This window comes from Ruegeria sp. N8, assembly GCF_056531325.1.
In genome coordinates this window covers 114,505-139,029 of record NZ_JBQFLQ010000008.1, presented here as the reverse complement: position 1 = coordinate 139,029, position 24,525 = coordinate 114,505, and the positions used below count along the sequence as shown (strand labels likewise).

27 protein-coding genes are annotated in these 24,525 nt (G+C 60.1%); 5 read left to right on the top strand and 22 right to left on the bottom strand.

Features of this window, described 5'->3' with window-relative positions; all coding sequences use genetic code 11:
• Positions 1–18: 18 nt before the first annotated feature.
• From ACR0C5_RS15600 to ruvC, 16 genes are all read right to left on the bottom strand, one after another.
• Positions 19–324 carry a chorismate mutase gene (locus tag ACR0C5_RS15600; protein ID WP_170769971.1) on the bottom strand — a complete coding sequence of 102 codons (306 nt, stop codon included), beginning with the start codon at positions 322–324 and terminating at the stop codon, positions 19–21.
• Positions 325–382: 58 nt separating this feature from the next.
• Entirely contained in the window at positions 383–2,059 is a 1,677-nt protein-coding gene (locus ACR0C5_RS15595) for a formate--tetrahydrofolate ligase (protein WP_480877745.1), read from the bottom strand.
• Between the two features lie 186 nt (positions 2,060–2,245).
• Entirely contained in the window at positions 2,246–2,821 is a 576-nt protein-coding gene (locus tag ACR0C5_RS15590; protein WP_480877743.1) for an MOSC domain-containing protein, read from the bottom strand.
• A gap of 90 nt (positions 2,822–2,911) precedes the next feature.
• Entirely contained in the window at positions 2,912–4,828 is a 1,917-nt protein-coding gene (ftsH, locus tag ACR0C5_RS15585; protein WP_170782882.1) for an ATP-dependent zinc metalloprotease FtsH, read from the bottom strand.
• Positions 4,829–4,904: 76 nt separating this feature from the next.
• Positions 4,905–6,152 carry a tRNA lysidine(34) synthetase TilS gene (gene tilS, locus ACR0C5_RS15580; protein ID WP_480877741.1) on the bottom strand — a complete coding sequence of 416 codons (1,248 nt, stop codon included), beginning with the start codon at positions 6,150–6,152 and terminating at the stop codon, positions 4,905–4,907.
• Positions 6,149–6,973, bottom strand: coding sequence for a tol-pal system protein YbgF (ybgF, locus tag ACR0C5_RS15575; protein ID WP_170782884.1), 825 nt, complete (start codon positions 6,971–6,973; stop codon positions 6,149–6,151). The genes tilS and ybgF overlap by 4 nt, the downstream gene beginning before the upstream one ends.
• A 4-nt stretch (positions 6,974–6,977) precedes the next feature.
• Positions 6,978–7,490 (bottom strand): peptidoglycan-associated lipoprotein Pal, encoded by a 513-nt coding sequence (gene pal / locus ACR0C5_RS15570; RefSeq protein ID WP_170782885.1) that lies wholly within the window; start codon positions 7,488–7,490, stop codon positions 6,978–6,980.
• 87 nt (positions 7,491–7,577) lie between these two features.
• Positions 7,578–8,897, bottom strand: a complete 1,320-nt coding sequence (tolB, locus tag ACR0C5_RS15565; RefSeq protein WP_170769965.1) for a Tol-Pal system beta propeller repeat protein TolB — start codon at positions 8,895–8,897, stop codon at positions 7,578–7,580.
• Positions 8,894–10,000, bottom strand: a complete 1,107-nt coding sequence (locus ACR0C5_RS15560) for an energy transducer TonB (RefSeq protein WP_170769964.1) — start codon at positions 9,998–10,000, stop codon at positions 8,894–8,896. The genes tolB and ACR0C5_RS15560 overlap by 4 nt, the downstream gene beginning before the upstream one ends.
• Positions 10,001–10,009: 9 nt before the next feature.
• On the bottom strand, positions 10,010–10,486 hold the full coding sequence (tolR, locus tag ACR0C5_RS15555; RefSeq protein WP_170769963.1) for a protein TolR: 477 nt from the start codon (positions 10,484–10,486) through the stop codon (positions 10,010–10,012).
• A 1-nt stretch (position 10,487) separates the two neighbouring features.
• On the bottom strand, positions 10,488–11,183 hold the full coding sequence (gene tolQ / locus ACR0C5_RS15550; protein ID WP_170769962.1) for a protein TolQ: 696 nt from the start codon (positions 11,181–11,183) through the stop codon (positions 10,488–10,490).
• Positions 11,184–11,294: 111 nt separating this feature from the next.
• Positions 11,295–11,678, bottom strand: coding sequence for a tol-pal system-associated acyl-CoA thioesterase (ybgC, locus tag ACR0C5_RS15545; protein ID WP_170769961.1), 384 nt, complete (start codon positions 11,676–11,678; stop codon positions 11,295–11,297).
• The gene (locus ACR0C5_RS15540; protein WP_170782890.1) at positions 11,675–12,298 is read right to left on the bottom strand and encodes a hypothetical protein; all 624 of its coding nucleotides are present in this window, start codon (positions 12,296–12,298) and stop codon (positions 11,675–11,677) included. Before ACR0C5_RS15540 ends, ybgC begins: the two co-directional genes overlap by 4 nt.
• 64 nt (positions 12,299–12,362) lie before the next feature.
• Positions 12,363–13,382 (bottom strand): Holliday junction branch migration DNA helicase RuvB, encoded by a 1,020-nt coding sequence (ruvB, locus tag ACR0C5_RS15535; RefSeq protein ID WP_170769959.1) that lies wholly within the window; start codon positions 13,380–13,382, stop codon positions 12,363–12,365.
• Positions 13,383–13,386: 4 nt separating this feature from the next.
• On the bottom strand, positions 13,387–14,064 hold the full coding sequence (gene ruvA / locus ACR0C5_RS15530) for a Holliday junction branch migration protein RuvA (protein ID WP_480877737.1): 678 nt from the start codon (positions 14,062–14,064) through the stop codon (positions 13,387–13,389).
• Entirely contained in the window at positions 14,061–14,558 is a 498-nt protein-coding gene (gene ruvC / locus ACR0C5_RS15525; RefSeq protein WP_170769957.1) for a crossover junction endodeoxyribonuclease RuvC, read from the bottom strand. The genes ruvA and ruvC overlap by 4 nt, the downstream gene beginning before the upstream one ends.
• Positions 14,559–14,890: 332 nt before the next feature.
• Here ruvC and ACR0C5_RS15520 point away from each other — a divergent pair, with 332 nt between their 5' ends.
• Positions 14,891–15,103, top strand: coding sequence for a DUF1127 domain-containing protein (locus ACR0C5_RS15520; RefSeq protein ID WP_170769956.1), 213 nt, complete (start codon positions 14,891–14,893; stop codon positions 15,101–15,103).
• Positions 15,104–15,207: 104 nt separating this feature from the next.
• Here the strand turns inward: ACR0C5_RS15520 and ACR0C5_RS15515 are convergent, their stop codons facing one another.
• From ACR0C5_RS15515 to ACR0C5_RS15500, 4 genes are all read right to left on the bottom strand, one after another.
• Positions 15,208–15,690: a hypothetical protein gene (locus ACR0C5_RS15515; protein ID WP_237218034.1), complete on the bottom strand. Its 483-nt coding sequence runs from the start codon at positions 15,688–15,690 to the stop codon at positions 15,208–15,210.
• On the bottom strand, positions 15,657–16,529 hold the full coding sequence (locus ACR0C5_RS15510; RefSeq protein ID WP_480877734.1) for a 50S ribosomal protein L11 methyltransferase: 873 nt from the start codon (positions 16,527–16,529) through the stop codon (positions 15,657–15,659). The genes ACR0C5_RS15515 and ACR0C5_RS15510 overlap by 34 nt, the downstream gene beginning before the upstream one ends.
• Before the next feature lie 64 nt (positions 16,530–16,593).
• Complete coding sequence (locus tag ACR0C5_RS15505) at positions 16,594–17,826, bottom strand: MFS transporter (protein ID WP_170769953.1); 1,233 nt, start codon at positions 17,824–17,826, stop codon at positions 16,594–16,596.
• A gap of 73 nt (positions 17,827–17,899) precedes the next feature.
• Positions 17,900–20,125: a primosomal protein N' gene (locus ACR0C5_RS15500; protein WP_480502797.1), complete on the bottom strand. Its 2,226-nt coding sequence runs from the start codon at positions 20,123–20,125 to the stop codon at positions 17,900–17,902.
• 59 nt (positions 20,126–20,184) lie between these two features.
• Between ACR0C5_RS15500 and fsa the strand changes: the two genes are divergently transcribed.
• The 4 genes from fsa (at position 20,185) to ACR0C5_RS15480 (ending at position 23,427) form a co-directional block, all read left to right on the top strand.
• On the top strand, positions 20,185–20,838 hold the full coding sequence (gene fsa, locus ACR0C5_RS15495; protein WP_170354905.1) for a fructose-6-phosphate aldolase: 654 nt from the start codon (positions 20,185–20,187) through the stop codon (positions 20,836–20,838).
• Between the two features lie 198 nt (positions 20,839–21,036).
• Positions 21,037–21,744 carry a DUF484 family protein gene (locus ACR0C5_RS15490; RefSeq protein ID WP_170769951.1) on the top strand — a complete coding sequence of 236 codons (708 nt, stop codon included), beginning with the start codon at positions 21,037–21,039 and terminating at the stop codon, positions 21,742–21,744.
• Positions 21,741–22,661, top strand: a complete 921-nt coding sequence (locus ACR0C5_RS15485) for a tyrosine recombinase XerC (RefSeq protein WP_170790376.1) — start codon at positions 21,741–21,743, stop codon at positions 22,659–22,661. The genes ACR0C5_RS15490 and ACR0C5_RS15485 overlap by 4 nt, the downstream gene beginning before the upstream one ends.
• A gap of 70 nt (positions 22,662–22,731) precedes the next feature.
• Positions 22,732–23,427: a CDP-alcohol phosphatidyltransferase family protein gene (locus tag ACR0C5_RS15480; protein WP_170769949.1), complete on the top strand. Its 696-nt coding sequence runs from the start codon at positions 22,732–22,734 to the stop codon at positions 23,425–23,427.
• Here the strand turns inward: ACR0C5_RS15480 and ACR0C5_RS15475 are convergent.
• Together ACR0C5_RS15475 and ACR0C5_RS15470 are read right to left on the bottom strand one after the other, a co-directional pair.
• Positions 23,424–23,891, bottom strand: coding sequence for a hypothetical protein (locus ACR0C5_RS15475; protein WP_170769948.1), 468 nt, complete (start codon positions 23,889–23,891; stop codon positions 23,424–23,426). The genes ACR0C5_RS15480 and ACR0C5_RS15475 overlap by 4 nt on opposite strands.
• Positions 23,892–23,967: 76 nt before the next feature.
• Positions 23,968–24,423 carry a methylated-DNA--[protein]-cysteine S-methyltransferase gene (locus tag ACR0C5_RS15470; protein ID WP_170769947.1) on the bottom strand — a complete coding sequence of 152 codons (456 nt, stop codon included), beginning with the start codon at positions 24,421–24,423 and terminating at the stop codon, positions 23,968–23,970.
• Positions 24,424–24,525 lie beyond the last annotated feature (102 nt).

Genomic DNA, 24,525 nt, shown 5'->3' with positions numbered 1-24,525 from the left:
CGCAAAGCGCCCGGTCATTCATTCCGGCCCAAGAACGCGCTCCTCACGCGCAATCGACCAGTCAATCAAAATGCGCCACAACTGCTCGGCCAGATCAGGATCCATACCCAACGCATCCGAGCTGTCGCGTACCCGCTGCACCACTTCTTCAACACGATCCGGGATACGGGCTGGCAGCCCTTCGGCCGGTTTAAGCTGCGTGGCGCGGTCGATGTAACCTGCGCGCGTCACCAACATCTCGATCAGTTGGCGGTCCAGCTTATCGATCTGAACCCGCAATTCCTGCATAGAATGACAGTCTTGCGGAGGTGTCAGAGTGGGCATAGCGATCTCCTCATGGACCGGGGATATCCCCGGACCATGAGATGGTTCAAAAACCGGCTTAGAACAAGCCTTCGATCTCACCTGCGTCGTTAAGGCAGATGGTTTCTGCAGCAGGTTTTCGCGGCAGGCCAGGCATGGTCATGATCTCTCCACAGACAACCACGATGAAGCCGGCACCAGCAGACAGGCGGACTTCACGCACCGGAACCGAGTGGCCGGTGGGTGCACCTCGCAGGGTCGGATCCGTTGAGAACGAGTACTGGGTTTTCGCCATGCAGACCGGCAGGTTGCCGTAGCCCGCTTCTTCCCACTCGCGCAGCTGGTTTCGGATTTTGTTGTCGGCCAGAACTTCATCAGCGCGGTAGATGCGCTTGGCGATGGTTTCGACCTTCTCAAACAGAGGCATGTCATCGGGGTAGATCGGCGCGAAGTTCGCGGAACCACCTTCGACGATTTCGACAACCTTTTCGGCCAGCGGTGCCGAGCCTTCCGAGCCCAGTTCCCAGTGACGCGACAGGATCGCTTCAACGCCGTGCTCACCACAATAGTCTTTCACTGCCTGCACTTCGGCATCGGTGTCGGTGACGAAGTGGTTGATAGCGACAACGACCGGAACACCGAAGGACTTCACGTTCTCGATGTGACGGCCCAGGTTGGCGCAGCCGGACTGAACCGCGTCGACGTTTTCGGCACCCAGATCGGCCTTGGCAACGCCGCCGTTCATCTTCATTGCGCGCACGGTGGCAACCAGCACCACAGCCGACGGAGCAATGCCCGCCTTGCGGCACTTGATGTTCATGAACTTCTCGGCACCCAGGTCGGCTCCAAAGCCTGCTTCGGTCACGACATAGTCAGCAACTTTCAGCGCGGTCTTGGTCGCAATGACCGAGTTACAGCCGTGTGCGATGTTTGCGAACGGACCACCATGGACGAAGGCCGGGTTGTTTTCCAGCGTCTGCACCAGGTTCGGCTGCATTGCGTCTTTCAGCAGAACGGTCATTGCGCCTTCGGCCTTGATGTCGCGGCAGTAGACCGGGGTCTTGTCGCGGCGGTAAGCAACGATGATGTCGCCCAGACGCTTTTCAAGGTCCTTCAGGTCGTTGGCCAGGCACAGGATCGCCATAACTTCGGACGCAACGGTGATGTCAAAGCCTGCTTCACGCGGGAAACCGTTCGACACGCCACCCAGCGAGGCAGTGATCTGACGCAGAGCGCGGTCGTTCATGTCGACCACACGACGCCATGCAACGCGACGGATGTCGATGTCACACTCGTTGCCCCAATAGATGTGGTTGTCGATCATCGCCGACAGCAGCGAGTGGGCCGAGGTGATGGCGTGGAAGTCACCGGTGAAGTGCAGGTTCATTTCCTCCATCGGAACAACCTGCGCGTAACCGCCACCTGCAGCGCCGCCCTTCATGCCGAAGTTCGGGCCCAGCGAGGCTTCGCGGATGCAGATCATCGCGTTCTTGCCAATGCGGTTCAGACCGTCGCCCAGACCCACGGTGGTGGTGGTCTTGCCTTCACCCGCAGGGGTCGGGTTGATCGCGGTGACAAGGATCAGCTTGCCGTCTTCACGGTCCTGAACCGAGTTGATGAAGTCCTGGCTGACCTTTGCCTTGTCGTGGCCATAAGGCAGCAGATCGGCGGATTCGATGCCGATCTTGGCACCGATTTCCTGAATCGGTTTCTTATTCGCTTCGCGGGCGATTTCGATGTCGGATTTGTAGCTCATTGGGCAAGATCCCTGATTGAATGCCTTGCAAACCGGCGCAAATAGCCCGGTGCTGATCAATCCATACAATTGTGTACCAAAGCGATGGATATGGATTCCGACATAATCACGCCGTGAAACGGCGTAGCGTCACTTAGGGGGTCGCGTAACGTAAGCTTGATCGTTTCCCATCGGAAATCCTGTGTCTTAAGGTGCCCAAGCGCGCTGATCGGGGACGAACAGCTTTAGCTGGTCACCCAGATGTAGCGCTCCGGGCCTTTCAACCCATGCAGTCACCCCACGCCGCCCCTTGGCTGCGGGCTTGAACGCGGCACCATGGCCGGGCAAATCGGCCTCGACCTCGCGGCCGGGAATCACGCAAGGGCGGTTTTCCATATCCACCGTGATCGTTACTCCATCCGGCCCCTGCAGACGCGACGAAGGCGGGATATGGGTAAAGTCAGGAATACCGCGCAACAGGATGCTGACCCCCAGGTAGGACGCGTCCAGCGTTTCAAGCCCCATCTCGGTAGCGGTTGCCCGTATCTCCTCTTCAGACAGCACCGAGAGTTGCCGCACATTTCGGATTTCTGTGCCTTTGGGATAAAGGTTCGTCATCCGCACACATGAAGCGCGGTTTTCGCCCTCATGCCGCTCTCCGGCGACACCTGCAAAACCCAGCGACAAAGCGGGTACGGAGTCGGCACGGATGGACTGACCAGCCGGTACATGGCCCAACCAGACCACTTCGCCCATGAATTCCGTTTCGCGCATGACCGGCATAATCATCCCCTTTACAGCTTTTCACGGGCACTAGACGGCAGGCACGTCGGAAAGAAAAGAAAACCCGAGCCTTAGCTCGGGTTTTTGCTGTTACGCGGTCGGTTCTGGCTCCATCCCGCCATCGGGCGGAGTTTTCTTGACCTTGGTCTTCGGAATGGCCGTAACGCTGGGCGCGTTGCCCTCGTCAGGGCTATCGCCTTCGTCGTCACCTTCGGTCGGAGAGTCGCCGTTCATCACGCGCTTGATCTCGTCACCGGTCAGGGTCTCGTATTCCAGCAGGCCTTGCGCCAAGCGTTCCCATTCTTCGTTTTTGTCGGTCAGAATCTTGTGGGCACGCTCATATCCTTGCTGGATCAGGCGCTTCACCTCTTCCTCGATCAGCTCTTTGGTATGGGCAGAAACCGAGAAACCAGCAGTGTTGCCCTGATAGCCTTCATGCGCCTCGGCATAGTCGATATTGCCGACTTTGTCCGACATGCCCCAGCGCATCACCATCGCACGCGCCAATTGACTGGCCTGCATGATATCGCCAGCGGGACCGTTCGACACATGATCCTCACCGTATTTGATGACTTCGGCGGCCTTACCGGCCATGGTCATGGCCAGCTTTTGTTCGCACTCATCTCGGTGATAGTTCAAGCGGTCCATTTCGGGCAGTGAGACCACCATACCCAATGCACCACCGCGCGGGATGATCGTGGCCTTGTAAACCGGATCGCACAGCGGCAATTCCAGACCGACCACAGCGTGACCAGCCTCGTGATACGCTGTCTTTTCCTTCTGGTCTTGCGTCAGCACCATACTGCGGCGCTCAGCCCCCATCATCACCTTGTCTTTGGCGTTCTCGAAATCTTCCATGGTGACGAAGCGGCGACCAACACGCGCGGCCATCAGTGCGGCCTCATTCACGAGATTCGCCAGATCGGCACCCGAGAAGCCCGGCGTTCCCCGCGCAATGATGCGCAGGTCAACATCGGGGCCCAGAGGCGTCTTGCGCGCATGCACGCCCAAAATCTTCTCACGACCTTTGATGTCAGGGTTGCCGACGGTCACGTTGCGGTCAAACCGGCCCGGACGCAGCAGCGCGGGGTCCAGAACGTCCTTACGGTTAGTGGCCGCCAGAATGATCACGCCTTCATTGGCCTCGAACCCGTCCATCTCGACCAGCAACTGGTTGAGCGTTTGTTCGCGTTCATCGTTGCCACCGCCATAACCCGCACCACGATGGCGGCCCACCGCGTCGATTTCGTCGATGAACACGATACACGGCGCGTTTTTCTTTGCCTGTTCGAACATGTCGCGCACACGCGATGCACCGACACCCACGAACATCTCGACAAAGTCCGATCCTGAGATCGTGAAGAAGGGCACGCCTGCCTCACCTGCAATCGCACGGGCCAGAAGTGTCTTACCAGTACCCGGAGGGCCGACCAGCAAAGCGCCTTTCGGGATCTTGCCGCCCAGACGGCTGAATTTCTGCGGGTTGCGCAGGAATTCGACGATCTCCTCCAGCTCTTCCTTGGCCTCGTCGATACCGGCGACGTCGTCAAAGGTCACTCGGCCATGCTTTTCGGTCAGCATCTTGGCCTTGGACTTGCCAAAACCCATCGCGCCACCTTTACCGCCGCCTTGCATCCGGTTCATGAAATAGACCCAGACACCGATCAGCAGCAGGAAGGGCAGCAATGTGATCAGGAACGACTGAAAGCCCGACTGCTGCTGTTTTTCCGCCCGCACCGGGATGTTCTCGTCGATCAACAGCTTGGTGACTTCGGCATCCCCGGGTTTGATGGTGACATAGCTGGCACCACTTTGCGTGGTGTAGCGAATCTGTTCGCCATCCAGCGTCACATTCTTAACTTCGCCGCTTTCAACGGCTGTGACGAAATCGGAATAAGTTCTTTCATTGCTCTGAAGCGTTCCACCCGGTCCGCTGAACAGATTGAACAGTGCTAGGATCAGTAAAAACAGAACGACCCAGAAGGCGATGTTACGAGCGTTGCCCAAGGAAAATCTCCCAAAAGATTTCGGCAGATGGGGGTCTGCCGGGTTGCCCTATAAAATAGAGATGATTCAAGCAGGTTCAATGCGATAAAAAAGAAGAGTGCAACTCGGGCACTTCTGACGCCAATTCCGCCCGCCAACCATTGGAAAAACCCGCCAAAGGCGCCGACAGCAGCGTGTCTTCTGCCCAAATCGCGGGCGATGCCACAAGCGCCGCGCGCGGTTTTCCCAAAGCACGCCAGTCGGGCAACTGCCGCAGCCCGGCCTCTGCCAATGGGCGGACTTGCGCGTCTGATCTTTGCGGACCGGTCAAGATCCAGCGGCTATCCCACAAATCGCCCGGCTTGGAAGGTTGTACGGAAATCGCCCCTAGTTCCCTGCAAATCCAAGTGTTCTCGTCCTTGGCAACCACCATACATCCCCCGATTGTGGTTGTTTCTGCTTGGCGCAAAGCCGACAGAGCCTGTTCGACCGCCATCTGCCGCGGCGGATAGCCTGCACCCGCGATCCATTGGATACTGCCCACCAACAGACGCCGTTGGATTTCGCTGGGCAGCGCCACAAAACCAGCGCGATCAACGCAAATGTCGCCCGTCTCAGCCCGCAGAACCTGACGCGCGGTTTCCTGCGTAAACACGTCCAAAGCCTCGCGCGCTTGTGCAAGGTTGTCAGCCACCCGGCTGAGGGAACGGGCGGTTATGCCGATCTCTTCCAACCCTGCCAGAGCCTCACGTGCCTTGATCCGATCAAAGCGCAGGTCGTGATTCGAAGGGTCTTCTATCCAGTCCAACCCGTGTGCATTCAGGTAGTCGCGCAACTCCTGTCGGGTGACATCCAAAAGCGGTCTGAGCAGTTGAACCCCGTTCAGCTCGCGCGCAGCAGGCATCCCAGACAGGCCTGTGACGCCGGACGCGCGACCAAGCCGCAGCAGGACGGTTTCGGCCTGATCGTCGGCAGTGTGACCAAGTGCGATAGCGGGTACATCATTGCGCCGGGCCCAGTCGGTCAGCAACCTGTACCGGGCCTGCCGCGCTTGATCCTGCAAGTTGCCGCTGCCATCCCATCCGGTCCACCGCAACGCTTCATGGGCCAAACCCATGTCTCGGGCCATTTCGGCAACCCGATCGGCTTCAGTGCGAGATTCAGGGCGCAATCCATGATCCACCGTTGCAACGTACAGCGAAACGCCCTGCGCGTTCTCCGCAAGAAGGTGCAGCAAAGCGACCGAGTCGCCGCCGCCTGAAACTGCAACCCCCAAGCGGGCAGGAAGTTGCGCGGGCAGTCGCCTGCGTAACGCATCCTTCAACTTGTCGGGGAATGTGGTCAAGAACAGCCCAGCGACGCCATTTCCTGTGTCGCGCTAGAGGCCGCTGGGGATGCCGGGAACCGCACCCCCACCTCGCTAAGTGTGATACAGGCCTGATCAGTTTGTCCCAGTCGACCCAAGGCCGAGCCGAGCTCAAACAAAGCCTCGGGCGCAAAGGCCCCTTCTGAATCACCGGTGAAACTGGCCAGAAAGGCACGCGCCGCTTCGCGTGTGTCGCCCAACCCTTCCAGCGCTTGCCCGCGCTTCAGGTTAGCTTCGGGCGCAAGAGGGCTGCCGGGATATGAGGTATCAAAGCTTGCAAACTGGTCGGCTGCAGCCTGAAAATTGCCCTCGGCCAGCGCTTGCGCGGCAGCGTCGAAATCCGCGCGTTCGCCTATCGCCAACTCACCCTGATCAATCGCCGTGGGCGCAGCGAGTGTTGTCGGAGCAGCCGCCGTAATCTTCGTCTCACCCCCAAGGGTCGAGGTTTCGCCCAGCGTGCTCAGATCGCCGCCTTCCAATTCAACCAGACGGAACTCCAGATCGCCAATTCGGTTGGTGCCGTCGGTGACTATATTCTGCACCCGCTGGTTCAACTGCTCGGTCTGACGGGTCAGGCGCTGTAACTCGGCCTCGATGGCGTCGACGCGTTCAAGCACCGAACTACCGGACAGGTTGGGTGACGGTGACCCCGTCGTCGAAAACTCACGTTTCAGACGCTGGATTTCCACATGCAACACGGTCAACTCCTGCCGGATATCGGCTAGGGTCTGCTGATCCTGTGCTTGTGCCACCCCGGCGGTCGCCAAAACCGCGGCCAGAACCCATCCTGCAACTTTCATCATCTTACCCCAGTGTTGAGCCGGTCAGCACCGTAACCGCACGGCGGTTCTTGGAATAGCAATCCTCGGTACTGCAAATCTCGATCGGGCGTTCCTTGCCAAAGCTGACCGTGGTCAGACGGTTGCCCGCCACCCCGCGCGAGATCAGGTATTCGCGGGCCGCATTCGCCCGACGTGCGCCCAATGCAAGGTTGTATTCGCGAGTGCCCTGTTCATCTGCGTGGCCCTCAATGGTTGCCACGAAATCGGGGTTCGCCAACAGCCAGTCCGCCTGACCCTGCAGAACGGTCTGCGCTTGCGGTGTAAGGGTCGACTGATCGATCGAAAACAGAACCCGGTCGCCGACGGTCTGCTGGAAATAAGCCGGTGAGCGCGGATCGCTGGGCGATCCTGCGGCCAGACCACCACCATTTGCGCCGCCGCCAAGGCCGCCTCCCAATGTCGAGGGATCGTTGTTGGTACAGGCGGCCAGAATGCCAAGCACGCCCAAAGCTACCACTTTGCCCAATACGTTCATTTCAAGTGCCTCGTTGTGTTTTCTGTTTATTGCCGCCTGTGTATCACAGCGCGGGTTTCTTGTGAACTTTTCCGACCGCCCCCGCGATCAATTCTGCAAAGGCCCCCAGGACGGATCGCTCCCGCCATCCGGCGTGCGCACCGGGCGCAGGTTGCGCCCCGAGATATCCACCGAATAAAGCGTCGCCCGACCGCTTGCGCCTTGGGTTTCACGGGTGAACATGATCACACGACCATTGGGCGACCATGTCGGCCCTTCGTCCAGAAAGGACGAAGTCAGTAACCGTTCCTCGCTGCCATCGGTGCGCATCACGCCGATATGGAACCGACCTTTGTTTTGCTTGGTGAAGGCGACCAGATCGCCCCGCGGGGACCAGACCGGTGTACCATAACGCCCCTGACCGAAACTGATCCGCGTCGCCTCACCCCCATTTGCGGGCATGATATACAGTTGCGGCGTGCCCGAGCGGTCGCTTTCGAACACGATTTGCGACCCATCTGGCGAATAGCTGGGCGCGGTCTCAATCGCCGGCGTGTTAGTCAAACGTACGCTCTGCCCCGAGGCCAGATCCATCTTCCAAAGATCCGTATTCCCCCCTTGAATCAGCGAATAGACAATCGAGCGTCCATCAGGCGAGAAACGAGGTGAAAAGCTCATGGTGCCGCCGGGCGTGTTCAGCTCGGAGCGGCGGACGCGATCCACATCCAGCACATAGATGCGTGGCTGGCCGGTTTCATAGCTGGTATAGAGCAACCGGTCACCCGTCGGCGAAAAGCGCGGAGCCAGCACGATGGCGGCGCTGTCGGTCAGGTACTGCACATTAGCGCCGTCGTAATCCATGATCGCCAGACGTTTCAGGCGCTGATCCTTGGGGCCACTTTCCGACACGAAGGCCACGCGACTATCGAAATAACCGCCCTCACCCGTCACGCGGCTATAGACCTGATCGGCCACCTTATGCGCCATGCGCCGCCAGCCATCCGTAGTGCCTGCGAACTGCAAACCGTTGCCAAGCTCTTGCCCGGAGAATACATCCCATACCCGGAAGCGGACCGTTAGCCGGTTGCCCGAGACATTTACCGCCCCAGTAACAAGCGCCTCGGCATTGATCGCCTTCCAGTCGGCAAATTGCAGTGGCGCCTCAAAGCTGCTGACCCGGCTGATAAATGCATCAGACGAGATTTCGCGGAACAGCCCGGTGCCGGTGAGGTCCGCTGCGACAACCCGTGTGATATCTTGCGCGTACTGAGCCGCAGCGGGACCGTCGGGCACGAAACTGGGCACCGCGAAGGGCAAGGGTTCGATGATCCCCTGATCCAGTTCCAAGCGCAGCGGTCCGTTCTGGGCATGAACCGGCGCTGTCAGAAGCGTCAGGCCGAGCAACAGGCTGGTCAGAAATCTCATCATTTGATCCGCATCCTCTCGGGATTGAATGTAATCTCAATATCCTGCCATTGCGCGTATTTGTCAGCAGGCAGGTTGTATCCTTTTGCCCCGCAGCGCAGGATCGCACGTCGGGCGGCCTCATAGGCTTGTCTTGCTGCGCCGTCGGAACCGCCTGAACTGTCGATCAAACGCAAACTGCCACCCACCACCTTGCCATCGGGGGTCAGCGAAAATCCAACGACTACCACCGTTTGCAGCGCATCCGTTGACAAGGACCCAACGTTCCAACACCGCGACACCGCCAAACGCATCGCGTCTTTCTCACCACTGGTCAGCGGCGGGCCAGAGGGCTCTGTGCCCTGCCCCAGCGCCTCGGCCAACGCATCTTCGATGGCGCTTTCATCTGCAGGCTGCGGCGCAGGCGTCTCGGGCTCGGCTTCGGGTGTTTCCGCCACCTCAGACTGCGCAGGAGGGGTCGGACGGTTTGGCCGAACCTGCGGGCGCAGAGAGCTGCGCGGCGCGTATTCCTTGGCTTCCTCGGCCTCGGTCACGATCTCATCCGTGGCCTCTTCGGGAGCGGTCTGATCCTGTTGCTCTTGCTGGATCTCGGCGCCTTCTTCCAAGGACACAGCGGGCGTTTCAATGTCATCGGGTGCAGCCTCGGGCGGAGGCGGTGCAACGGGTTCTGGCGCAACCTTGTCTGCCGGGCGCGGCTGCGCCTCGGGGCCGGGGGGCACGGGCAAGGCGGCCACCTCTGGCGCGGGCGGCTCAAGCGCTGGGGGTTGTTCGATTACCACCGGCTCGGGCGGCGGTTCCACCGCCTCGGGCACCGGGTCAGGCTCGGGCTCGGATGGCTCCGACACCTCGGGCACCGTCTGATCTTCTTCGACCGGCTCGGGCGGCGTCACCTCTTCAACCGGCGTGTCAGGCTGCTGCAAGGCCGCAGGCGTTGTCACCTCTGGCGCATCCCGCTGAGCGGTCATTGCCGCAAATTGCTCAGCCGAGATCACCGAGACATCCTGCACGGCCATCGGCAAGGGTTCGGACCGGAACGTGCCGCCGAACAAGGCCCATCCGATCAAACTGACATGGGCAATCGCCGAGATCTTGGTGCCGGTATCCACCGTGCCGCCTCACTCTCCACCTTCGTCCAGCGTCGGGCCGCCGGTGTCGGTCACAAGACCGACATTGGAAAACCCGCCCGCATTCAACGCACCCATTACCTGCATCACCTGCGCATAAGGGATCGAGCCATCCGCCCGCAGGAACACACGGTCACTGCTGCGCTCGGACGCGATGGCGCGCAATCTGCCAATCAATTCATCACGCTGAACATCTGTCGTCTGAATCTGAACCTGACCATCTGCGGTCAGCGTCACGGTCAAAGGTTCCTCATTATCACCGGGCAATGCACTGGCCGCCGTCTTGGGCAGGTCCACCGGCACCCCGACAGTCAACAATGGTGCGGCGACCATGAAGATGATCAGCAACACCAACATAACATCCACAAAGGGCGTGACGTTGATCTCAGCCATTGGCTGGGCACGGCCGCGACGACGTCCGCGTCTGCGTCCATTGCTGCCCGAGCTTTGCTGAACCGCAGCGGCCATCCTAGCTATCCAACTGACGCGACAGGATGGTGGCGAACTCATCGGCGAAGGCCTCGTAGCCGCCCACGATCCGATCACTATCCGCGCTGAGTTTATTGTAGAAAATCACCGCTGGGATCGCGGCCAACAGGCCCAGACCGGTCGCCAGCAAAGCCTCGGCAATACCGGGGGCCACAACCGCCAGGTTGGTGTTTTGCTGCTCGGCGATCTCGATAAAGGCGTTCATGATGCCCCAAACCGTGCCGAACAGCCCGATAAAGGGCGCGGTCGAGCCAACAGTGGCCAAGACCGGCAGACCCTTTTGCAGCGTCTCGGACTCTTTTGCTATGGCCACATCCATCGACCGGTCAATCCGCGCCGTAGCCCCCGCGATCAGGCCGCCATCGGTGCGGTGTGAACGACGCCATTCGATCATGCCGGCGGCGAAAATCTTTTCCGAACTGCCATCGGGCTGCGTGCCGATCTGTTCAAACAATTCATCCAAGGGGTTGCCGGACCAGAACGCCTCATCAAACACCTGCGCCTCGCGCCGCGCGGCCCGGTAGTTGATGATCTTCTGGATGATAATCCCCCAGGACCAGATCGACGCACCGATCAGCATCAGCATCACCAGTTTGACGATAAAGGTTGCGCGGGCGTACAGCCCCCACATGGAGAAGTCGATCTCCTGCGCCAGCGCCAGCGTTTCAGCTTCCATGAACCTGCTCTTTAGTTTTTGCCTGATGGCCGTTCGTTTGGCCTTGTTTTGCTAAACGCTAACGCAGTTAGATATGAAAAGCCAACAGAACCACCCTGGTCCCGCAAAATGTTACATCAATGCGCGAATCTCTGCCGGAAGACGCACCGGTTTGCCCTGCGCATTCATGCAGACCGCTGTGACCGAGGCGTTAAAAACTTCGGTCTCGCCCCGTGTCACCCGCTGCGCCATCGTCAGCCGTGCGCCGGACAGCGACGTGATCCAGGTTTCAATCGTCAACTCATCATCGAATTTCGCAGGGGCCAGATATTCGGCCTCGATCTTACGCACGACCCAGACAATACCCGCATCGCGCATCGCATTCTGGTCGTTACCGATATTGCGCACATAGTCCGAGCGCGCCCTCTCGATGAATTTCAGATAGTTCGCGTGATAGACCACACCCCCCATATCGGTGTCTTCATAGAAAACCCGGACGGCATAGGTATGGGTCATTGCGGTTGCTCCAATCTGGCAAACAGGCGCAACGCATGAGAGGCATCCTGCGCCGCACCCGGCAATACCGGATCGTAGGCCGCGCGGATCAGCCCTGCAATATCAGGTCTCAAAATCGTAGCCTCACCCGCCACCGCCAAAGGTGATTGCGTGCGAAATGCCGTGTCGGACCATAGCAAAACGGTTTGCACCACCTGGCTGAGCGCCAGGGTTTCGGCAGGCACCTTCGACAGCTCTTTGTCCATTCGCAAAAACACGAACGCGGCACGGATTGCGCCGTCTTCCTCGAACCGGAAGATACGATATTGGTTGGCATCTACCGCAACCAGTCGTTCGACCAAAGGTGCTAGGTCCGGGACAAGACGATCGAGGTCCGGCACTTCCAACAGCTCATTCCAGTCCCGGAAGAAGAACACCATGCAGTTGGCCCCCAGTTCAGGGTCCGTTTCCGCCATTTTGTGACCGGCCAGCGTGACGACCGCTTCGAACGCCCCTTTGACCGTGGCCAAGGTGTCATCTTCCACCCCGAAAACGATGGGCACAATCGGACGCCCCCAACGTGCGAACAAAAACTCGCCGCTTTCGCGGGTGAACAGCGCTTCGATTTGATCAGGTGTCACGCGCAGACCCTTCTTCTCGTTTCAAATATGGCCGCCGGAGGCTTAAAATCCCTAGCGCTATAATTCAACCAAACAGATCGCTTTGCCCCCGAGGCGCTGCCATACCCAAATGCGTCCACGCCTTTTGTGCCAGCATCCGCCCGCGCGGTGTGCGCTGGATCAAACCCTGCTGCAACAAATAGGGCTCAATCACTTCCTCAAGCGAATCCCGGCTTTCCGACAACGCTGCTGAAAGGGTTTCGATCCCAACTGGTCCACCGGCGTAGTTCTCGGCGATCAGCTTAAGATACCGACGATCCGCGCCGTCCAATCCCAGATTGTCCACGCCCAAACGTGTCAAAGCACCATCGGCCAGATCCCGCGTGATCCGCCCGTCGCCTTCGACGATAGCGAAATCCACCACGCGACGCAGCAGCCGCCCCGCGATCCGAGGGGTCCCGCGCGACCTCCGCGCGATCTCGCGCGCGCCTGCGTCGTCAGCAGGAGCCCCCAGTTTACGGGCGTTTCGCGTGACGATCTCGTGCAGTTCATCGACCGTGTAGAATTGCAGCCGGGTCGGAATGCCAAAGCGATCCCGCAGAGGCGTGGTCAGCAGACCCATCCGGGTCGTCGCCCCGACCAGAGTAAAGGGCTGCAACTCGATCCGCACGGTCCGCGCGGCGGGGCCCTCGCCGATCACCAAATCAAGCTCAAAATCTTCCATCGCCGGGTACAGAACCTCTTCGACGGCGGGGTTCAGGCGGTGGATTTCGTCGATAAATAGAACGTCGCGCGATTCCAGATTGGTCAGGATCGCCGCCAGATCACCCGCCTTGGCCAGAACCGGGCCAGAGGTCATGCGGAAATTCACCCCCAGCTCGCGCGCCATGATCTGCGCCAGCGTCGTCTTCCCAAGGCCCGGAGGACCATGGAACAGTGTATGATCCATTGCTTCGCCCCGCTGACGAGCCGACTGGATGAAGATGCGAAGGTTGGCGCGCGCCTCGGCCTGACCGATGAATTCATCCAATCCCTGCGGGCGCAGGGCGCGGTCATTGTCCTCGGGCAAAGGGTCAGGGCGCAGGGTGGGGTCGGCGTCAGTCATCCATTCAGCCTTTCGGAGCCAGCAGTTTCAACGCCGCCCGGATCAGATCAGCCTCACCCGCGTCCGGCAAGGTGGCGGCCGCTTCGGCCACGGCCGAGGCCGCCTCGGACGGGCCATAGCCGAGGTTCGACAGGGCCGACAACGCACCAGCCGAGGCCGCCGCATTGCCCGAGGCCGGATTCGCAGCGCGTTTGGGCGCAGGCGCTGGCTCAATCAGTTCGACCGGCTCAGGCACAGGGCCGTCCATCGCCTCGGTCACGGTGCCGCCCATGGCCATCACGCCCGGCGCTTTGTCCTTCAGGTCCAATACGATGCGCTGCGCGGTTTTCGGCCCCACGCCTTTGGCCGCCTTGACCGCGCCCCAATCACCCAAGGCAATCGCACGGCTGACCCCATCCGGGCCCAGCGCAGACAGGATCGCCAAAGACACTTTGGCCCCCACCCCCTGCACCGAACACAGCAGGCGATGCCATTCCTTCTCGACCAAAGACAGAAACCCATAAAGCTGCATCAGGTCTTCGCGCACCACCATGTCCGTGTAGATCGAGACCGCCTCCCCCACGCCCGGCAGAGCCGCCATGGTCCGGTCCGAGCAATAGACGATATAACCAACCCCGCGCACGTCGATCAGCACGTGGTCTGCTGCGCGGTAATCCAGGCGTCCAGTGAGTTTTCCGATCATGCCCGCACCTCTTTCATCCGCGCCTGCGGCGCTGCGCCATAGTAGGAATGGCAGATCGCAATCGCCAGCGCATCTGCCGCATCTGCGCCCTTGGGCTGACACCCCGGCAGTTGCAGCTTGACCATGTGCAAGACTTGCTCTTTCTCGGCATGCCCCACGCCCACAACTGTTTTCTTGACCCGGTTGGGCGCATATTCCCCTACCGGCAACCCGGCTTGCGCGAGCGTCAGAAGCGCAACCCCGCGCGCCTGGCCCAGTTTCAACGTGCCCGCACCGTCCTTGTTCACGAAAGTCTGTTCGATCGCGGCCTGATCGGGCGTGTGTTCGGCGATCACCTCGACAATCTGGTTGTGCAGAGACAACAACCGCTCGCCCAAATCATCACCGTCGGATTTGCATAGCCCGTTGGCCACGTGGCTCAGGCGGCTGCCATGCGATTCGATGACGCCCCATCCCAGGGTTCTCAGCCCCGGATCAATGCCCAAAATCCGCATGTTGTGCCCCAGCCTGCTCGGGTTTTTGTGATCTTTCTTACGGGTTAGCACGAAGCGTGAACATTTTCCAAGCGAATTGACGGAAAGTCCAAAAACGACAGACCTGCTCGAGGGGCGACACAATGGCCTGTTTGCGACCGCGAAATGCCTGAATTCGACGTGTTTGATTAAGCAAAAATGACCAGTAAATTAAGGGGCTTTCACGTTTTCAGAGCATTGCAGAAAACGCATAGGACACATGCAATTTCGTCGCTTGTGGTGTCAGATCGACATCCCTAAATGCCGCTCAAACGAAGGATTGAAACTGAACTCTAACCAGAAGGAAACAGGATATGGCCGTACTGGATACCACCCGCGCCACCACTGGCTCGTTCGGCCTTGCTGGCCGTATCGGCGGATTTTTTGCAGCGGTTGTGAACGCCGTTGTGGAATGGAACGACGCCCGCGTGACCCGCAACGCGCTGAGCGGTCTGAGTGACCGTGAACTAGACGATATTGGCATGTGCCGCGGCGATATTGACGTCGTAGCGGATAGCCGCCGGTAAGATCTAGACCACCACTCACACGCCCCTATCTCCTCCCTCGGGGGCAAAGCAGAACGCCGCGCATTGATTTATGCGCGGCGTTTCTGATTCAGATTTGCAAAAAATCAGGGCAGATAGCTTGAAACCTGCGCGGCCAGAAAGGCAGAAATCGGGTCAATCTGCATGATCCAGGCCCCAGCCTGTTCGACCGACGTCCCTTGGCTCAAACTGTCAACGCGGTATTCATAGGCGGACGGCCCAAGGCTCGCTAAAAGAAAGGTCTTGAATGCAAAAAAGCCCACAAGGCACATCAGCAACACTTTGGCAGGCACCGCAGACTGAACGCGCTGCGGCCTCATCACCACCAGGCCATCTTTGCGCATCGTCGCACGATAACCACGGCTGAGTTTCGCGTGTTTTTTGTTCAGACGATGAACGCGCTGATCAAATTCCAGTTGTTTTCCAGTCATGGCAGCCTCCAATAACCGCCCCCGATATGCATCTTTGAACGGTAGACAGAGATTGCGCCAAAAAAGTGGCAGGAATCCACAAAACTCCTGTAAATGGCCCGATTTTAGCCCTGTTTGCTTAAGATTAGCGTCGTCCATTCGCCAATCTCGTCCCGACGGGCCAGATTGAACCCGTTTTGTGAATAAACGGAAACCACATCATCGGCCTGTTCATTGAGGATTCCCGACAAGATCGCGTACCCCCCTGCCCGCAGATTCGCCCCAATTTCCGGCGACAACGCGACCAGCGGCCCCTTGAGGATATTGGCAAAGATCAGGTCATAGGGCGCGTGGGCCTTCAGGTCGGGGTGATCGAACCCGGCAGCCTCGACGCACTGCACCTGACCGGCCATGCCATTGGCTTTCAGGTTCGCCTCGGCCACATCCACGGCCACCTGATCAATATCGCTGGCGATGATATCTCCATCCCAGACTCGCGCGGCGGCCATGGCAAGAACGGCAGTGCCACAGCCGATATCGGCCACTTTTGTCGCCTCGAACCCCTCATTCAGTAGATAATCCAGCGCCTTGAGGCAACCAAGTGTGGTGCCGTGATGCCCGGTGCCAAAGGCCATCGCGGCCTCGATCAGCAGGGGAATGCGGCCTTCGGGCAGTTGGTCGGCGTCGTGACTGCCGTAAACAAAGAAGCGCCCGGCCTCGACCGGAGCCAGTTCGCGACGCACATGGGCGACCCAATCGGTTTCGGGCAGCTCCGAGACGACAAAGGGCTTGGCTTGGAACGCGGCGGCCAGAACGGCCAGCGCGGTTTCATCTGGGGTTTCGGTGAAATAGCCGCCAACCTCCCATAGGCCCGAGCCGTCCTCGACCTCGAACACACCAACGCCGGTAGGTTCCGGCTCCAGACGCTCCATTGCTTCGCCCAAGCCTTCGGCGGCTTTCTTGCCCATCAGAGTGGTCAGCGCAGTGAATGTGGGCATGGGGGCCTCCTGTTTGGGTTTCCCCTGCGCCTAGGCCGCCGGGCAGGCAAGGTCAAGCGCTGGCTTATTCCGCAGGGGCCGGGGCGTATTTTGACAGGATGGTTTCATTGCCCGGCTCGGGGTGGCGCGGGATCAGCAACGACAAGGCCAGCGAGATCATCGCCATCGCTGCCGCCAGCGTAAACACCGCGCCGGGCGAGACCACCCACAGCAAACCCAGCAACGCCGGCAGGAACACGGCGGCGATGTGGTTGATCGTAAAGGCCACGGCTGCGGTTGGTGCGATATCGGCAGGGTCGGCGATTTTCTGGAAATAGGTTTTCAGCGCCAATGCCAGCGCGAACAGCACGTGGTCGATCACGTAAAGGATCGCGGCCAGCACCACGCCCCAGCCAAACCAATAGATGCCGCCATAGGCCGCGAACACGATGGCCAGACCGGCATATTCAAAGATCAGCGTGCGGCGCTCGCCGAACACGGACACGGCTTTGCCCAGCATCGGAGCGGCGGCCATGTTGATCACCAGATTGATCAGATAGAGGCTGGTTAGCTCATGCACCTCGAACCCAAATTTCTCGACCATCATGAAGCCTGCGAAGACGACAAAGATCTGCCGCCGGGCACCGGCCATGAATTGCAGGGCGTAATACAGCCAATAGCGTTTGCGCAGGATCAGTTTCTTGGTCTGCGGCGTCGGCGCATCGAATTGCGGGTAAGCCAGCAGGCAGAACAGCGCCAACAGGGCCGTCACGCCGCCCGCTGCCATGAAGACGAAGTTATAGGACAGATCGAACCGGTCCCATGTCAGCACGATCAAACCGTACACCACTGCTGTCGCCGCTGAACCCATCGCGACCAGCCAGCCCAACACCTGCGGCGCACGATCCTTGGGCAACCATTGCAGTTGCAGCGACTGGTTTACCGTCTCGTAGTAGTGAAACCCGATCGAGCTGAACAGCGTCACGAACAGCAGCCCGCCAAGGCTGGGGAACCACGCCGTGATCGCAGTCGCAACGCCCAGCATCATCAGCGAGATCATCGCCAGCACTTGCTCGCGGATAAAGATGATCACCGCGATCACGCCTACGGCCAGAAATCCGGGAATTTCACGCACCGTATGCAGCAGGCCTATGTCTGCGCCGTCGAAATTCGCGACCTCGATGACGAAATTGTTCAGCAGCGCGCTCCATGCGTTAAACGCAATGGGCATCATCAACGCCATCATGAACAAGAGCGTTATGGGACGGCGCCAGAACGGAAGGCTCTGCGCATCAGAGAGCGGCATGGGTTTCAGCATGACACCGCTCTACGCTCATTTTTTCGGTTTGGCGAGGGGGCAGACGCACAGGCGGTCTGCACCGGTGCAGAGGTCAGTAAAAACTCTGCGGGTCGATATCGACGGTCAGGCGGATATCGCCCTTCAGACGCAGGGGCGCAATCCAGCGGGCGATAGCATCCTGAATCGGCGCGCCTTTGGGGGCTTTGACCAGCAGGCGTACACGGTGCCGCCCGCGTATTCGTGCTATTGGCGCGGGCGCAGGTCCGAAGACTTGGGCATCTATAGCTCGTAGCGGCGCATCGTTGCGTGCCATCGCGTTGCCGATGTCGAAAACCGGACCGACCTCGGGCCCGGACAGCACGATCCCGGCCATGCGCCCATAGGGCGGGACGCCTGCGGCCTGACGCCCGGCGGCCTCGGCCTTCCAGAACCCTTCTTCATCGCCTGACAGAATGGCGCGGATCACCGGGTGTTCAGGCTGAAACGTCTGCAACAGTGCCTGCCCCGGCTTATCCGCCCGCCCGGCCCGGCCCGCAACTTGCCGCATAAGCTGGAACGTGCGTTCCGCCGCTCGCAGGTCCGCCCCGTGCAGAGAAAGGTCGGCATCAATCACCCCCACCAGTGTCAGCTTGGGAAAGTTGTGCCCCTTGGCCACCAGCTGCGTACCGATGACGATATCCGCATCGCCCTCGGCAATCTCTTCGATCTTGGCCTTTAACGCGCGGGCCGAGCCGAACAGATCAGAACTCAGCATCGCGATCTTGGCCTCAGGGAACGTCGCCTCGGCTTCTTCTGCCAGCCGTTCGATCCCCGGCCCGACCGGGGCCAGCTTGCCCTCAACCTGACAGGATGGGCAGGTGTCGGGCATCGGCTTCGTCTCGCCGCATTGATGGCACATCAGTCGTTTGAGAAACCGGTGTTCAACCATCCGCGCATCGCAATGATCACAGGCGATCTGCTCCCCGCACGCCCGGCACAGCGTCACCGGCGCATAGCCACGGCGGTTGATGAACAGCAGCGACTGTTCCCCGCGTTCGATCCGCTGCCGTACCGCCTGCCGCAGCGACGGGGAAATCCATGTCCCCGGCTGCATCTGCTCGGCCCGCATATCGATGGGTTTCATCTCTGGCAGCACCGCCGCCCCAAAGCGCGAGGTCAGGTCCAGCCGCTCATACTTGCCGGCCTCGGCATTCGCCCAGCTTTCCAGCGACGGCGTCGCACTGGCCAGAATCACGCGCGCCCCGCAGACCGAGGACCGCAGCACCGCCATATCCCGCGCGCTGTAATGCACGCCGTCTTCCTGTTTGTAAGAGGTGTCGTGTTCTTCATCGACCACCACCAGCCCCAGATCGCGGAACGGAAGAAACAGCGCCGAACGCGCGCCGACGACCAGTTGCGCTTCCCCCTGCCCAACCATGCGCCAGACCCGCCGGCGTTCGGTCATGGTCGCACCCGAGTGCCATTCGGCAGGCCGCGCGCCGAACCGAGCCTCGACCCGCGTCAGGAATTCGGCGGTCAGGGCGATCTCGGGCAGCAGAACCAGCGCTTGCCGCCCCATGCGCAGGGCTTCGGCGACGGCCTCTAGGTAAACCTCGGTCTTGCCCGAGCCAGTGACACCCTTCAGCAACGTTGTCCCATAATCCCCGGAACGTTGCCCAGCCTGCAGGCGCGCGACCGCGGAGGCCTGATCGTCAGTCAACGCCTTGCCCGGCAAGTCCGGGTCCAGCCGGGGATAGGGCAAATCACGTGGGCTGTCTTCCTCGCGCACTGCGCCTTGCTTGACCAACCCCTTGACGACCGAGGACGTCACCCCCGCCTGCTCGGCCAACTCCTTTAACGTGAACGCCAAGCCGCCGTAGTCGCGCAGCACCTCAAGCACGCGGGTCCGCGCATCGGTCATGCGGTCTGGCTCGGCACCGCCCAAACGATAGATTTTCCGCATCGACGGCGGATCGCCCAGCCCAGGCGCACGGGTCGCCAAGCGCAGCATCGCAGGCATCGGTGTCAGCGTGTAATCGGCCACCTTGCCCAGAAACAACCGCATCTCTTCGCGCATCGGCGCGACCTCTAGCACACGGATCACGGATCGCGCCTTGGCCAGATCAAAACCGCCCTGCCCCGGCCCCCAAACCACACCCAGAACCTTGCGCGGGCCCAGGGGCACCTCGACAAACGCGCCCAGAAAACACCCGCCCTCGGGCGCTTTGTAATCCAGCGTCCGGTCCAAGGGCTGTGTGGTCAGCACAGCCACCAGCTCACCCTGATCGAAATACTCCTGCGCGCTCACCGCATCTCCTCGGGTCGGGGGTTTCAGCATCGGTGTTATTGGGGTAAAGCCAACCGCAACCAAGGCCAACCCATCAAAGGACTGCCCGCATGAAATTCTTCGTAGATACCGCCGAGATCGACGCCATCGCCGAACTGAACGATCTGGGAATGGTAGACGGTGTGACCACCAACCCCTCGCTGATCCTGAAATCGGGCCGCGACATTCTAGAAGTCACCAAAGAGATCTGTGATCTGGTCGACGGCCCCGTATCCGCCGAAGTCGTCGCGACCGAGGCCGACGACATGATCGCCGAAGGCCGTAAGCTGGCCCAGATCGCGCCGAACATCGCCGTGAAGGTTCCGCTGACATGGGCGGGGCTGAAAACCTGTAAAACCCTGTCCGACGAAGGCCAGATGGTCAACGTCACGCTCTGCTTCTCGGCCAATCAGGCACTGCTCGCCGCCAAGGCGGGCGCGACCTTTATCTCGCCCTTCATCGGCCGTCTGGACGATATCAACCTCGACGGCATGGATCTGATCGCTGATATCCGCCAGATCTATGACAATTACGGATTCGAGACCGAAATTCTGGCCGCATCCATCCGCACCGTGAACCACGTAACAGACAGCGCCCGCATCGGCGCCGACGTGATCACCGCTCCGCCTGCCGTAATCAAGAAACTGGCCGATCACCCGCTGACCGACAAGGGGCTTGAAACCTTCCTGGCCGACTGGGCCAAGACCGGTCAGAAAATCCTCTGATCCCTGACACTGCCGCGCGGTGCTGCCAGGCACCGCGCCCGGCCCAACTGCCAGCCCTGATCGCAGATCAGGGTCTTGCAGGCGGGAGAGGCCCCGTCGCGCAAATGACGGGAAATCCAACCAAAGGCTCACTTTTCCCAAGGCAAATCGGTCCAGCCGTGTTATAAGGCCGCAAAACATAAAAAGACCGGACGGGACATGAGCAGCAATACCAAACTCAAGGACACTCTCCGCGAGGCGATTCTGGCCGAGCCTGACGCCGTGCTGGACGACAAGGACCTGATGCAGGCCCTCGTCGCCGCCAATGAACAAGCGCGCGGAGATAACATCGTCGACCTGCGCGGCATCGCCATGCAGCGGCTCGAAGCGCGGCTGGATCGGCTTGAAGACACCCACCGCTCGGTCATCGCGGCCGCTTATGAAAACCTTGCGGGTACCAATCAGGTGCACCGCGCAATCCTGCGCCTGCTGGAGCCCACAGGGTTCGAGGACTTCCTGACCACCCTTGGCTCAGACGTCGCCGAAATTCTGCGCGTGGATCGGATCACGCTGGTCCTGGAAACCACCGTCCTGCAGGAAGACCCCGCGATCGAAAAACTGGGCGGAGCGCTGGCCGTAGTCGAGCCCGGCTTTGTCGACAACTACCTGACTTTCGATCGCAGCGGCCCTGCCCGCGAAGTCGTGCTGCGCGAGGTCATCCACCCCACACACCGCATCTTCGGCGATCAGGCCGATCACCTGCGGTCCGAAGCCTGTATGCGGCTGGACTTGGGCGAAGGCCGCCTGCCCGGCATGATCATCATGAGCGCGAAAGACCCCAACCACTTTTCACCGCAACTTGGCACCGACCTGCTGACCTTCTTTGCCGGTGTTTTTGAACGGTCCATGCGCAACTGGCTGTCATGAGCCTGATCTCTCCGGCCTGCCGCGACGCGTTGCAGCACTGGCTGGAGGGTCTCGTCGCGCTTTCAGGCCGATCAACCAATACTCAGGCCGCCTACCGCAGCGACGTGAATGATTTCCTATCCTTTATGACCCTGCACCATAGCGAGCGTCAGGGTTTGGCAGCACTGGCTCGGATCACCGTATCCGATATGCGGGCTTGGATGGCGGATCAGCGCGGCTCGGGCGTCGGCGCGCGTTCGCTGGCGCGCAAGTTGTCGGCTGTCAAAAGCTTCTACCGCTGGCTGGCAGAACGTGAAGGGTTCGAGCCGACCGCGGTCTTGTCGACCCGCGCGCCCAAATTCACCAAGAAACTGCCCCGCCCCGTCGACGAAGATGCTGCCCGCGCCCTGATCGAAACGGTCGAACTGCAATCGACCAATGATTGGGTCTCTGCGCGCGACGTGGCCGTGGTCACATTGCTCTATGGTTGCGGGTTGCGGATTTCCGAGGCGCTGTCGCTGACCGGCGCTGACGCCCCCCTGCCACAATCGCTGCGAATTGTTGGCAAAGGCAACAAGGAGCGCATCGTCCCGGTCCTGCCCGCCGCACAAGCAGCTCTGGACCGGTATCTGGCGCTCTGCCCTCATCCGCTGGACAAGACCAAGCCATTGTTTCGTGGTGTCCGCGGCGGGGCGCTGAACCCGCGTGCCATTCAGGGCGTCATGGCCAAGGCGCGTCAGCAGTTGGGCCTGCCCGCGACGGCCACCCCACATGCGTTGCGCCACAGCTTTGCCACGCACCTGCTGTCTGCGGGCGGCGATCTTCGCGCCATACAGGAATTGCTGGGGCATGCCTCTCTGTCGACCACGCAAACCTACACCGCCGTGGACACCGCCCGGTTGATGGAAGTCTACGACCGCACTCACCCGAAAGCCTGACACAATTGCAATTTCACCAAACAGGGCATTTTGCTTTGCATCTTGGACACGCATCGTACATGACACGCGCATGACACTCAGATTCAAAGCTCTCTCCGTCCATCTCTTTACTGCAACCGGCGCCGTTTTCGCGATGCTGGCCATGCTGGCCGCTGTCGAAGAAAAATGGAGTCTGATGTATCTGTGGCTGGTCGTGTCCTTTATTGTCGATGGCATCGACGGCCCACTGGCGCGGCACTATCACGTCAAGAAAAACGCCCCCGAGTTTGACGGCGTATTGCTGGATCTGATTATCGATTACCTGACTTATGTATTCATTCCCGCCTTCGCCCTGTTTAAATCCGGGCTGATGGATGGCTGGACCGGCTGGTTTGCGATCATCGTCATCACCTTCGCCAGCGCGATGTATTTCGCGGACACTCGGATGAAGACCAAGGACAACTCGTTCTCGGGCTTTCCCGGCTGCTGGAACATGTTTGTCATTGTGATCTTCGCGCTCGAACCCAATTTCTGGGTCATCCTGCTCATGGTCTCCCTACTGGCTCTGGCCATGTTCCTGCCGTTAAAATTCGTGCATCCCGTCCGGACCGAGCGTTGGCGCAGCGTCACCCTCCCCATGGCCCTCGCCTGGACCTTTTTCGCCGGATGGGCGGCCTGGGTGGATTTTCATCCCGAAAGCTGGGCGCATTGGGGGCTGGTGATCACCAGCCTGTACCTGGTCTTTGCAGGGATCGCCCAACAGGTGATCCCACAGCAAAAAGCCTAAAGGATTTCCTCGACCTCAAACTCGGTCCCGTTATGGGTGAACACGTCGCCCTCCTGCAGGCCGGTCATCGCCAGATAGATCGGGCTTTGGGTCGAAATCCCCATATAGGTCGTCCCGTCCACATCGAACCGCGTTGTCGACACGCAGACCACAAAACTCCGGTTGTTAAACTTTACAACGGCACCGGGCTGGACTGTATCGGTCAGCCCAAAATCGGTGTTCTCGATCACGTCGATCTTGGCATGATGCGCTTGCAAGGGCGCGTCGAAAGCCGCCGCCAGATCCGCATTCTCACGCGAAGCCGCGATATCATCCTTGTCGTGCCCTTCCCGGTCGTCCAACTGAGAATCCTTCAGAAACGCATCGTAATGCGCCTGCGCGGTCGCCAGCTCCTGTTCTTCCAGTGACATCAAACGGTCAATAATGGCTTTCTTGCGCGCGGCGGGGTCGGCTTGAACGGTCATGCCAAAAACATCCTTCGAATTCTCTATGTGATACAAGTTGGGACGCAAGCGGATGGATTGCAATAGCTTTCCACTCTCAGATCAGCAACCCTGCCGCGCCCTCGTGCCGCAACAAGGCCACCTTGGTCTCCACGCCGCCGTCACCGGAAAACCCACCCAATCCACTTGCCCCCAACACCCGATGGCACGGAATAATGACCGGGATCGGGTTCGCCCCACAGGCCTGCCCCACAGGTTGCGCCGGGCGACCAAGCTGTTTGGCAATATCCCCATAGGTCACAGTCTCGCCCAGTGGAATCGCATACATCAGATCACATACCTGCCGCTGAAAGTCAGAACCGGCCACACGATAAGGCAGATCAAACCGCTCCAACCGCGCCTGATCATAGGCCGCCATCTGCGCTGCCGCCTCACGCAACAAGGCTGACGCCTCACCTTCATTGCGTCCATCCCAGACCAAACGGGTAATCGCACCACCCGTCTCTTCAATCCCCAGACGTCCAAATCGCGTATCGACAGCAATCATCGGCATAGCCAGAACCTGACCGCGAATTGAGAAAAGGCGCAACCCCCAACAGGCTGCGCCCCAATCTTCTTCTGTTCAAAAATACCTCGGAGCGCGAGGCAGAGCCTC

Bases quoted from the DNA above. Each gene is read 5' to 3' on its own strand.
- ACR0C5_RS15600 (WP_170769971.1), bottom strand. From the start codon at position 324: ATGCCCACTCTGACACCTCCGCAAGACTGTCATTCTATGCAGGAATTG.
- ACR0C5_RS15595 (WP_480877745.1), bottom strand. From the start codon at position 2,059: ATGAGCTACAAATCCGACATCGAAATCGCCCGCGAAGCGAATAAGAAA.
- ACR0C5_RS15590 (WP_480877743.1), bottom strand. From the start codon at position 2,821: ATGCCGGTCATGCGCGAAACGGAATTCATGGGCGAAGTGGTCTGGTTG.
- ybgF (WP_170782884.1), bottom strand. From the start codon at position 6,973: ATGAAAGTTGCAGGATGGGTTCTGGCCGCGGTTTTGGCGACCGCCGGG.
- pal (WP_170782885.1), bottom strand. From the start codon at position 7,490: ATGAACGTATTGGGCAAAGTGGTAGCTTTGGGCGTGCTTGGCATTCTG.
- tolB (WP_170769965.1), bottom strand. From the start codon at position 8,897: ATGATGAGATTTCTGACCAGCCTGTTGCTCGGCCTGACGCTTCTGACA.
- tolR (WP_170769963.1), bottom strand. From the start codon at position 10,486: ATGGCCGCTGCGGTTCAGCAAAGCTCGGGCAGCAATGGACGCAGACGC.
- tolQ (WP_170769962.1), bottom strand. From the start codon at position 11,183: ATGGAAGCTGAAACGCTGGCGCTGGCGCAGGAGATCGACTTCTCCATG.
- ybgC (WP_170769961.1), bottom strand. From the start codon at position 11,678: ATGACCCATACCTATGCCGTCCGGGTTTTCTATGAAGACACCGATATG.
- ruvB (WP_170769959.1), bottom strand. From the start codon at position 13,382: ATGACTGACGCCGACCCCACCCTGCGCCCTGACCCTTTGCCCGAGGAC.
- ruvA (WP_480877737.1), bottom strand. From the start codon at position 14,064: ATGATCGGAAAACTCACTGGACGCCTGGATTACCGCGCAGCAGACCAC.
- ruvC (WP_170769957.1), bottom strand. From the start codon at position 14,558: ATGCGGATTTTGGGCATTGATCCGGGGCTGAGAACCCTGGGATGGGGC.
- ACR0C5_RS15520 (WP_170769956.1), top strand. From the start codon at position 14,891: ATGGCCGTACTGGATACCACCCGCGCCACCACTGGCTCGTTCGGCCTT.
- ACR0C5_RS15515 (WP_237218034.1), bottom strand. From the start codon at position 15,690: ATGGACGACGCTAATCTTAAGCAAACAGGGCTAAAATCGGGCCATTTA.
- ACR0C5_RS15510 (WP_480877734.1), bottom strand. From the start codon at position 16,529: ATGCCCACATTCACTGCGCTGACCACTCTGATGGGCAAGAAAGCCGCC.
- ACR0C5_RS15505 (WP_170769953.1), bottom strand. From the start codon at position 17,826: ATGCTGAAACCCATGCCGCTCTCTGATGCGCAGAGCCTTCCGTTCTGG.
- ACR0C5_RS15500 (WP_480502797.1), bottom strand. From the start codon at position 20,125: ATGCTGAAACCCCCGACCCGAGGAGATGCGGTGAGCGCGCAGGAGTAT.
- fsa (WP_170354905.1), top strand. From the start codon at position 20,185: ATGAAATTCTTCGTAGATACCGCCGAGATCGACGCCATCGCCGAACTG.
- ACR0C5_RS15490 (WP_170769951.1), top strand. From the start codon at position 21,037: ATGAGCAGCAATACCAAACTCAAGGACACTCTCCGCGAGGCGATTCTG.
- ACR0C5_RS15485 (WP_170790376.1), top strand. From the start codon at position 21,741: ATGAGCCTGATCTCTCCGGCCTGCCGCGACGCGTTGCAGCACTGGCTG.
- ACR0C5_RS15480 (WP_170769949.1), top strand. From the start codon at position 22,732: ATGACACTCAGATTCAAAGCTCTCTCCGTCCATCTCTTTACTGCAACC.
- ACR0C5_RS15475 (WP_170769948.1), bottom strand. From the start codon at position 23,891: ATGACCGTTCAAGCCGACCCCGCCGCGCGCAAGAAAGCCATTATTGAC.
- ACR0C5_RS15470 (WP_170769947.1), bottom strand. From the start codon at position 24,423: ATGCCGATGATTGCTGTCGATACGCGATTTGGACGTCTGGGGATTGAA.